1 protein-coding gene is annotated in these 230 nt (G+C 48.7%); it reads left to right on the top strand.

Annotated elements, in window-relative coordinates; translation table 11 throughout:
* Positions 1–230: hypothetical protein (locus tag AAEZ03_RS29155; protein WP_350583505.1), on the top strand; the 230-nt coding region annotated here is incomplete at both ends.

The raw sequence follows: 230 nt of genomic DNA, 5'->3' as shown, positions 1-230 counted from the left end.
CCAAGCGCTTTAGCGAATATTTTAGCCGTTATGATAATAAACTAAAACGTAACGTACCAGCCCCGATTTTTAATGTCGAAGGGCGCAGCTTTCCCGTCGAAGTTCGCTATCGTCCACTGACTGATGAGCCGGTTACTAGCTCAGATGATGACAGCTACGATGATTTTGAAGAGAACCTGCCGCGGGCGGTCGTGGCTGCGGTAGAAGAATGCTTTGGTGATGCACAAAGC

This window comes from Pseudomonas sp. HY2-MNA-CIBAN-0224 (assembly GCF_040310285.1).
GTDB classification, from domain to species: domain Bacteria; phylum Pseudomonadota; class Gammaproteobacteria; order Pseudomonadales; family Pseudomonadaceae; genus Aquipseudomonas; species Aquipseudomonas helleri.
The sequence above is the reverse complement of the archived record's forward strand: the minus strand, read 5'-3'. Positions and strand labels throughout refer to the sequence as shown.